General features: G+C 65.3%; 7 protein-coding genes. 6 read left to right on the top strand and 1 reads right to left on the bottom strand.

Features of this window, described 5'->3' with window-relative positions:
* The 4 genes from nadA to I2E26_RS07595 form a co-directional block, all read left to right on the top strand.
* On the top strand, nucleotides 1–529 hold a 529-nt coding region (gene nadA / locus I2E26_RS07610; RefSeq protein WP_195420250.1), incomplete at its 5' end, for a quinolinate synthase NadA.
* Nucleotides 530–538: 9 nt separating this feature from the next.
* Complete coding sequence (locus I2E26_RS07605; RefSeq protein ID WP_229056494.1) at nucleotides 539–1,933, top strand: L-aspartate oxidase; 1,395 nt, start codon at nucleotides 539–541, stop codon at nucleotides 1,931–1,933.
* Between the two features lie 74 nt (nucleotides 1,934–2,007).
* The gene (gene nadC, locus I2E26_RS07600; protein WP_195420249.1) at nucleotides 2,008–2,886 is read left to right on the top strand and encodes a carboxylating nicotinate-nucleotide diphosphorylase; all 879 of its coding nucleotides are present in this window, start codon (nucleotides 2,008–2,010) and stop codon (nucleotides 2,884–2,886) included.
* Nucleotides 2,887–2,945: 59 nt separating this feature from the next.
* A complete protein-coding gene (locus tag I2E26_RS07595; protein WP_195420251.1) occupies nucleotides 2,946–3,488 on the top strand; it encodes a transcription repressor NadR in 543 nt (180 codons plus the stop codon).
* A 207-nt stretch (nucleotides 3,489–3,695) separates the two neighbouring features.
* On the opposite strand, the gene I2E26_RS07590 is transcribed toward I2E26_RS07595, so the two are convergent.
* Nucleotides 3,696–3,881: a DUF362 domain-containing protein gene (locus I2E26_RS07590; RefSeq protein ID WP_009141142.1), complete on the bottom strand. Its 186-nt coding sequence runs from the start codon at nucleotides 3,879–3,881 to the stop codon at nucleotides 3,696–3,698.
* A gap of 1,158 nt (nucleotides 3,882–5,039) precedes the next feature.
* On the opposite strand from I2E26_RS07590, the gene I2E26_RS07585 reads away from it, so the two are divergent.
* Together I2E26_RS07585 and dnaK are read left to right on the top strand one after the other, a co-directional pair.
* Entirely contained in the window at nucleotides 5,040–6,077 is a 1,038-nt protein-coding gene (locus tag I2E26_RS07585) for a hypothetical protein (RefSeq protein ID WP_195420248.1), read from the top strand.
* Nucleotides 6,078–6,594: 517 nt separating this feature from the next.
* Nucleotides 6,595–8,368 (top strand): molecular chaperone DnaK (gene dnaK / locus I2E26_RS07580; RefSeq protein ID WP_195420247.1); only part of this gene is annotated, 1,774 nt, incomplete at its 3' end.

The raw sequence follows: 8,368 nt of genomic DNA, 5'->3' as shown, positions 1-8,368 counted from the left end.
GAACGCCGTGAAGATCGTGTCCGAGTTGCCGCAGCACCACGTGCTGTTCATCCCCGATCGCAATCTGGGCCGCTATGTGGCCGAGCAGGTCCCCGGCAAGCACATCATCTTGAATAAGGGCTACTGCCCGCGGCACGAGGACGTCTCGCTGGACGAGCTGCTTGCACTGAAGGCCGAGCATCCGCATGCCGAGGTGCTGGCACACCCCGAGTGCACCGCCGCGGTGCTCGAGCAAGCGAGCTACATCGGCGCGACCTCGGGCATCATCGCCCGCGCCGAGGCGAGCGAGGCCGAGGAGTTCATCGTGGTCACCGTGCGCGGCGTGCTGCACGAGCTCGAGCGCCGCTGCCCCGGGAAGCGCTTCTTCTTCACCAAGACGCCGCCCACGTGCCGCGATATGGATATGGTCACCCTCGAGAAGGTGGCGGCGTGCTTGGAGACGGGCTCGGGCGAGGTGGCGGTGGACGCCGCTGCGGCTCCGCAAGCCAAGCTCACGCTCGACCGCATGCTCGAATACGCGGCGCGCTAGGAGGCTCGAATGGATGCGACGGAACGCATGGATCGGGGCACGGCTCCGGCAAGCGCCGGCGGGTGCCGGGACCTGGCGTGCGACGTGGTGATCGCGGGCTGCGGGGTGGCGGGCCTGTACGCCGCCCTCAGCCTGCCAGCCGATTGCAACGTGGTGATGTTGTCGAAGGGCGCCGTGGAGGAATGCGATTCCATGCTGGCGCAGGGAGGCATCTGCGTGCTGCCCGAGGCTGGCGACTACGACTCGTTTTTCGAGGACACGCTGCGCGCGGGACACTACGAGAACCGCCGGGAGAGCGTGGATATCATGATCCGCTCGTCGCGCGCGGTCATCAACGACCTCGTGGCGCTGGGCGTGGCGTTCAACCGCGAGGCCGACGGCGGCCTGGCGTTCACGCGCGAGGGCGCGCATGCCCGCCCGCGCATCGTGTTCCACCAGGATGTTACGGGCGAGGCCATCACCACGGCGTTGCTGGCGCAGGTGCGCCGGCTCGACAACGTGCGCATCCTGGAACACGCGGCCATGGTGGACCTGCTGGTCGAGGACGGTGCGTGCGCCGGCGTGCGCGTGCGCGCGGTGAGCGAGGCAGAGTCGGCGCAGACCGTGGACGAGCTGCTGGAAGGCGAGGCCGGCGCGTGCATCTTCGAGGTGCGCGCGGGCGCCACGATCCTGGCGACGGGCGGCATAGGTGGCGTGTACCAGCATTCGACCAATTTCCCGCAGCTCACGGGTGACGCCATCTACCTGTCGTCGAAATACGGCATCAAGAACGAGCACCTCGATTACGTGCAGATCCATCCCACGGGCCTGTATTCGCCCGAGCCCGGGCGGGCGTTCCTCATCTCGGAGAGCTGCCGCGGCGAGGGCGCGATCCTGCTCAACCATGCAGGCGAGCGCTTTACCGATGAGCTGCAGCCGCGCGACGTGGTGGCCGCGGCCATGCGCGAGGAGATGCGCGCCGAGGGCGTCGATCACGAGTGGCTGTCCTTCGCCCCGGTCGATCCCGAGGTCGTGCGCGACCACTTCGCCAATATTCGCCAGCGCTGCTTGGACGAGGGGCGCGACATCCTGGAAGAGCCCATCCCCGTGGTGCCCACTCAGCACTACTTCATGGGCGGTATCCACGTGGACCGCGATTCGGCCACGAGCATGCCGCGGCTGTATGCAGCGGGCGAGACGAGCTGCAACGGCGTGCACGGCGCCAACCGCCTGGCTAGCAACAGCTTGCTGGAGGCGCTGGTGTTCGCGGCGCGGGCCGCGCATCGGATCGCCACGGGCGAGTCGCTTGCGGTGCCCGCGGTGGGCGAGCCGGCGCTCGACGGCGTGCATCGGCGCGGCGGCGCGTATGAAAGCGCGATGGACGTGCTTTGCGGCGCGAGCGGGTGCGTCGCCGCGCGCGGCTAACGGGTTCCGCGCGGCCGTGGATGCCGAGCGGGGGCAAGCGAGTATGGGATCAGTTGGGGCGTTGAGGAGCGAGTATGAACCCTATCACCATGAATCTAGTCGTTGACGAGGCGATTCGCCGGGCGTTGCAAGAAGACATCATGAGCGAGGACATCAGCACGATGTCCGTGTGCCCCGAGGCACGTCCCGCCGAGGTGCAGCTCATAGCCAAGCAGGAGGGCGTGATCGCGGGCCTGGGCGTCTTCGAGCGGGCGTTTACCCTGCTCGACCCGGCCACGCGAATCGAGGCGCGTGTAGCCGACGGCGACCGCGTGGAGCCCGGGCAGCTGCTCGCCATGGTGTATGGCGATGCGCGCGTGCTGCTGTCGGGCGAGCGGGTGGCGCTCAATTATCTGCAGCGTATGAGCGGCGTGGCCACGTATACGCGTCGAATGGCCGATGCGCTCGAGGGCACGGGGACGCTGCTTGCCGACACGCGCAAGACCACGCCGGGGATGCGCATCTTCGAGAAGGAGGCCGTGCGGCTGGGCGGCGGCGCCAACCACCGGTACAACCTGTCGAGCGCGGTCATGCTGAAGGACAACCATATCGACGCGGCGGGCGGCATCGCCGCCGCGGTTGCGGGCGCTCGCGCGCACGCTTCGTTTACCTGCACCGTCGAGGTCGAGTGCGAGACGCTCGAGATGGTGCGCGAGGCGCTCGATGCGGGTGCCGACATCATCATGCTGGACAACATGGGTCGCGACCAGATGGCCGAGGCGATCGAGGTGATCGACGGGCGCGCCCTGGTGGAGGCATCGGGCAACGTTGACCTGGAGCGCATTCGCGAGCTGGCCGACTTGGGCGTGGACGTGATCTCGTCCGGCGCGCTCACGCATTCAGCTGGGATTCTGGACCTGTCGCTCAAACACCTGCGGATGCTGGACGAGGGTGCGCAGGGGGACGGGCGATGACGGTGCACGCCGCCGCCGGTGACGCCGCGACGGGCCCGAGCCGGAGCGCACCCGCGCCGATGCCGGGCCGCGAGCGTCGTGCCGCGTTGATCGGCGAGCTGCAGGGTGCGAGCGCCCCGGTGTCGGGTAGCGCGCTGGCACGGTCGCTTGGCGTGAGCCGCCAGGTTATCGTGCAGGATATCGCCCTGCTGCGCGCGAATGGGCATGACGTGGTGGCTACGGCGCGGGGTTACGTGCTGCGCGCCGGCGCGCGCGACGAGCTGCCGACGCGCCTGGTGAAGGTGCACCATACGGTGGACGAGGTTGCAGACGAGCTCAACACTATCGTGGACTTGGGTGGAGTCGTGACGAACGTGCTGGTCAACCATCGCGTATATGGCAAGATCACGGCCGACTTGGACATCAAGAGCAGGCGGGATGTGGCTCGTTACGTTTCCGATATCGCCGCGGGGAAGAGTTTTCCGCTTATGACGGTGACAAGTGGCTACCACTTTCACCGTATCGCGGCCGAGTCCGAGGAGGCCCTCGACGAGATCGAGCTGCAGCTGGCCGAGCGCGGCTACCTGGCCGAGGTCATGCCGTACGAGGACGATCTAGAGTAGGCGCTGCGTCTTGGGCGTCTGCACCGTGCGTCCCTGGCCGTCTATGGCGAAGCGACCGTCGGGTAGGGTGGGCGCCGGGAAAGACGGGCGCTGGAGAAGATGGTTGCCGGGAAAGACGGCCGCCGGGAAAGGCGGCTGTCGAGTAAAGAAAAAGCCACTCGAGCCGTTTGAGCTCGAGTGGCTTTCTTTTTGAGTATGCGCGGGTGCTTACTCGTCAACGATCTCGGTGATCGCGCCGGCGGGGCAGGCGTCCTGGCAGGCGCCGCAGGCCACGCAGGAGTCCTCGTCGGCCACGGTGGCGACGTCGTTCAGCTCGAGAACGCCAGCGGGGCAGGCGTCAACGCAAACGCCACAAGCGATGCACTCGTCGGCATCAATTACGGGATGAGCCATGGTAGTTTCCTCTCTGTTGTGCCCGATGCGAATAGGCGAATGAGCATCGGGCGTTCGGCAAAAATATACCGTGCCGCCCATGGTTTGCAACCCTTTGGTCGCTGTTTTACATGCCATTCGCCGAGTAAGCCTCGGTTGACGGCCAGATACGTCCGCGCTATCGCGCCCCGTACGGTGAAAGTCGTGCGACATCGCGAGGCGTGCGGCGGCTGCAGCGCGTTCGATCGCGCCCCAGCTGCAGCGCGTCCGATCGTGCCCCAGCTGCAGCGCGTTCGATCGTGCCCCAGCTGCAGCGCGTTCGATCGGGCTCCAGCTGCAGCGCGTCTGTCGGGAGGTTTTTAGCGAAGGGGAGCCGTTGCCGCGCATTCCTGACGTTTGGGAAAACGGCCGCGCGCCTCCAGGGAGGTTTTAGTTCGATGCGGGCTGGATGGCGTGGATTTGTGACGGTAGGTGCCTTCGCCCGCGAAATCCTGACTCGGGCAAAGGCGACGAGGCCCCTAGGCGAGAGAAAAGCGCGGGGTTGTTGTGCTTGCGGGAGGAAAACGGCGTGCAGCCTGGTTTGTTCGCTGATGTATGACGGCAAGGGGGATTGCATCGAGGCGTGCTGGGAGCTTTTCTGCTGGGCGGGCATTTCTGCACCGTTTTCCGACTATGCCGCGGGGCGCCGACGAAGACCGCGACGCATGGCCCGCGAGGGCACGGTCCGTTCGGGCGCGGCCTGTTTGAGTGCGGTCTGCTGGGGAACCGCCCGTTCAAGCACGGTCCGCTCGGGAGCCGCCTGTTCGGGCGTGGTTCGCTCGGGAACCGCCTGTTCGGGCGCGACCCGTTTGAGCGCGGTCCGCTCGGGAGTCGCCTGTTCGGGCGCGGCCCGTTTGAGCGCCGTCCGCTATGGACGCATCGCTTCGGTGTTCGAAACCAGAAGCCGCCGCGATCGCTGGCACGCGGCGGCAGTGCGGACGAAAGAAATGATATTGCAGTGAATATTTGGGTGGATGAGCTCGCAGTCAACGGAGATGGGTCGCATGATCACGGTGCTTGCCAGGGGTGTTAGCGGCACTCGGGCAAGAGGTCACTCCTTTCGGAGCTTTTTGTTAGCAAGAATACGATGGCCATCCATTTCGTGCCGTATCGTGCGCCTTCACCGAGAAGGGGGTCGATATGCGGATGACGGAACGGGAGCGGGCGCTCGAGGAGCGGTTTGAGGAAGCCGAGCGGATGGGGTTGTTGCTGTGGCCCGAATCCAACGCGGAGTTGAAGGCGCTGTCGCGGCGTGTTCAATCCGGCCGAGTGGTGCGTCCGTGGACGGGGATGTACGCGCGGGAGGGTTTTTGGGAAACAATGGACGGCCAGGAGCGCAAAAGGGCGGTCTGCATTCTTAAGACGAGAGCGCTTATGTGGCCGGGCACCGTGTATTGCGGGGTGTCGGCGGCGGTGCTGCACGGCTTGTGGGTCTCTCATGCGCTGCTTGGCCAGATTCATATTCTTTCGGCCCGAACCCGGGGGAGCGGATCGGTTGGTTTTTCAGGTCGGCGCGCTGCCGCCGAGGACGGGGATGCCGATGCTGCACGTACGGTGTTTCGTGCCGCCGTGGCCGGTCAAACGGTAGAGGTGCAGGGCTGCCGTGCAACCGATATCGTCAGCACGTTGATAGATTGCGCGATACGATTGCCGTTGCATGAGGCGCTGCCGCTGTTTGACTGCGCGCTGCGGTACCGCCTTGTCGAGAAGGACGAGCTGTTGCGGTTCCTCAATCGGTGCAATTTCAGGGGGATTCGGGCAGAGCGGGCATTTCAGGCGATCGCGTATGCGGACGGCAGGTCGGAAAATGGCGGCGAGTCCCTGGTAAGGGGGCTTATTTACGAGTTGGGATACATGCCTCCGCACGAGCTGCAGATGGAGCTGGAAGACCCAATCGACGCGGGGCAGACGATGCGGGCCGACCAGTTTTGGGATTTGCCGGAAGGCGGGGTGGTTGGTGAAGTCGATGGGTTGGGCAAGTACCGCGAAGGCGCGTTGCAGGAGCTGGTTAAAGAGCGGCAGCGTGAATCGCACATCGCGGCGCTCGGCTATCGCGTGATGAGGATTCAATTTACGCGTGTATTTGAACCGGGTTATTTGGAGGGATTGCTGAAAGCGTTCGGCATTCCGCGGCGAGAAGGCGATGTGTTGGACGAGGGATCCCGGTTGGCCGAGTAGCGGGCTGCGAACGTGAGGGCGCCTTGCTGGGAGGTTTTTCGCGCGAAGGCGATTGTGGAGCGGATTCCTGACGGGAGGGGCGCGGTCGCCTGGTTTGCCGGGAGGTTTTCGGATGGGATTGCCTGCCTGCGCGGATTCCTGACGTTTGGGATCCAGCGGCCGGGTTTGCCGGGAGGCTTTGGGCGAGACGGCTCGTCGGCGCGGATTCCTGACGGTAGGGGCGCGGTCGACTGGCCTGCCGGGAGGTTTTCGGATGGGAGTGCCCGTCTGCGCGGATTCCTGACGGCGGGTGCTTAGCGGCGCAGGGCCGTCCGTGCTGCCGGTTCGAGCAGCTGAAAGGCCCTATCGCGGGACACTCAGCTTCCCTGCTGCTGTGGAAGTTAAGAAATCTTATATGGAATGACTTAGATTTTGTATAACAGAGCCAATAAGGGGATATAGTACAAACCGAAAGAAAAAACGCGGCGCGCTTCCCAGCGACTCACGGAGCGCCCGCACCGCAGAAGGGAAGTCAATCATGAGCAAGATTCTTGGTATTGACCTTGGTACTACTAACTCCGCCATGGCAGTCCTGGAGGGCGGCACCCCCACCACCATCGTGAACGCCGAGGGCGACCGCACCACCCCGTCCGTCGTGGGCTTCCGCGCCGACGGCGACCGTATCGTGGGCAAGGCCGCTAAGAACCAGGCCGTCACCAACCCCACCAACACCGTCTTCTCCATCAAGCGCTTCATGGGCCGCAAGTTCTCCGAGGTCAAGGATGAGCTCAAGACCGTGCCGTACGAGGTGAAGGAGGGCGCCAACGGCCGTTGCGTCGTCATGATCGAGGGCAAGGAGTACACGCCCGAGCAGATCAGCGCCATGACCCTGGCCAAGATGAAGGAGGACGCCGAGAAGTATCTGGGCGAGACCATTTCCGACGCCGTCATCACCGTCCCGGCCTACTTCAACGACGCCCAGCGCCAGGCCACCAAGGACGCCGGCCGCATCGCCGGCCTCAACGTCAAGCGCATCGTCAACGAGCCCACGGCCTCTGCGCTCGCATACGGCCTCGACAAGCAGGACAAGGAGCAGAAGGTCCTCGTCTTCGACCTCGGTGGCGGCACCTTCGACGTCTCGCTGCTCGACCTCGCCGACGGCGTGTTCGAGGTTCTGGCCACCAACGGCGACAACCACCTGGGCGGTGACGACTGGGATCAGCGCGTCATCGACTGGATGGCCGACAAGTTCAAGGCCGACCAGGGCGTCGACCTGCGCCAGGACCCCATGGCCCTGCAGCGCCTGAAGGAGGCGGCCGAGAACGCTAAGAAGGAGCTCTCCTCCGCCCAGCAGGCCACCATCAACCTGCCGTTCATCACCGCTATCGACGGCGTGCCCCAGCACCTCAACTACACGCTGACCCGCGCCGAGTTCGAGCGCATCACGCGCGACCTGCTCGAGCGCTGCAAGGCCCCGGTCACCAAGGCCCTGCGCGACGCCGGCGTCTCTCTCTCCGAGGTCGACGAGGTGATCCTCGTCGGCGGCTCCACCCGTATGCCCGCCGTCCAGGAGCTCGTCAAGACCATGACCGGCAAGCAGCCCAACATGTCCGTCAACCCCGACGAGGTCGTGGCCAACGGCGCGGCCGTTCAGGGCGGCGTCCTCACCGGCGACGTCGAGGGCATCCTGCTGCTCGACGTGACCCCGCTGTCCCTGGGCGTCGAGACCATGGGCGGCATCATGACCAAGATGATCGACCGCAACACCACGATCCCGACCTCCAAGACCGAGGTCTACTCCACCGCTGCGGACAACCAGACCTCCGTCGAGATCAACGTGCTCCAGGGCGAGCGCGAGCTTGCTCGCGACAACAAGTCGCTCGGCAAGTTCCAGCTCACCGGCATCCCGGCCGCCCGTCGCGGCGTGCCGCAGATCGAGGTCACTTTCGACATCGACGCCAACGGCATCGTGAAGGTCTCCGCTAAGGACAAGGGCACCGGCAAGGAGCAGTCCATCACCATCTCCGGCTCCACCGCGCTTTCCGATGAGGAAGTCGATCGCATGGTCAAGGACGCCGAGTCCCACGCCGAGGAGGACAAGAAGCAGAAGGAAGAGGTCGAGGCCCGCAACCAGACCGACTCCCTGTGCTACTCCACCGAGCAGACGCTGAACGAGCTGGGCGACAAGGTCTCCGGCGACCTCAAGTCCAAGGCCGAGACGGCCATCGCCGACGCCAAGAAGGCGCTCGAGGGCTCCGATGTGGACGCTATCAAGTCCGCTGGTGAGAACCTGCAGTCCGTAGCCTACGAGC

This window comes from Collinsella sp. D33t1_170424_A12, assembly GCF_015554865.1.
Lineage (GTDB): Bacteria > Actinomycetota > Coriobacteriia > Coriobacteriales > Coriobacteriaceae > Collinsella.
This window is presented reverse-complemented; position numbering and strand designations above follow the sequence as displayed.

Bases quoted from the DNA above. Each gene is read 5' to 3' on its own strand.
- I2E26_RS07605 (WP_229056494.1), top strand. From the start codon at position 539: ATGGATGCGACGGAACGCATGGATCGGGGCACGGCTCCGGCAAGCGCC.
- nadC (WP_195420249.1), top strand. From the start codon at position 2,008: ATGAACCCTATCACCATGAATCTAGTCGTTGACGAGGCGATTCGCCGG.
- I2E26_RS07595 (WP_195420251.1), top strand. From the start codon at position 2,946: ATGCCGGGCCGCGAGCGTCGTGCCGCGTTGATCGGCGAGCTGCAGGGT.
- I2E26_RS07590 (WP_009141142.1), bottom strand. From the start codon at position 3,881: ATGGCTCATCCCGTAATTGATGCCGACGAGTGCATCGCTTGTGGCGTT.
- I2E26_RS07585 (WP_195420248.1), top strand. From the start codon at position 5,040: ATGCGGATGACGGAACGGGAGCGGGCGCTCGAGGAGCGGTTTGAGGAA.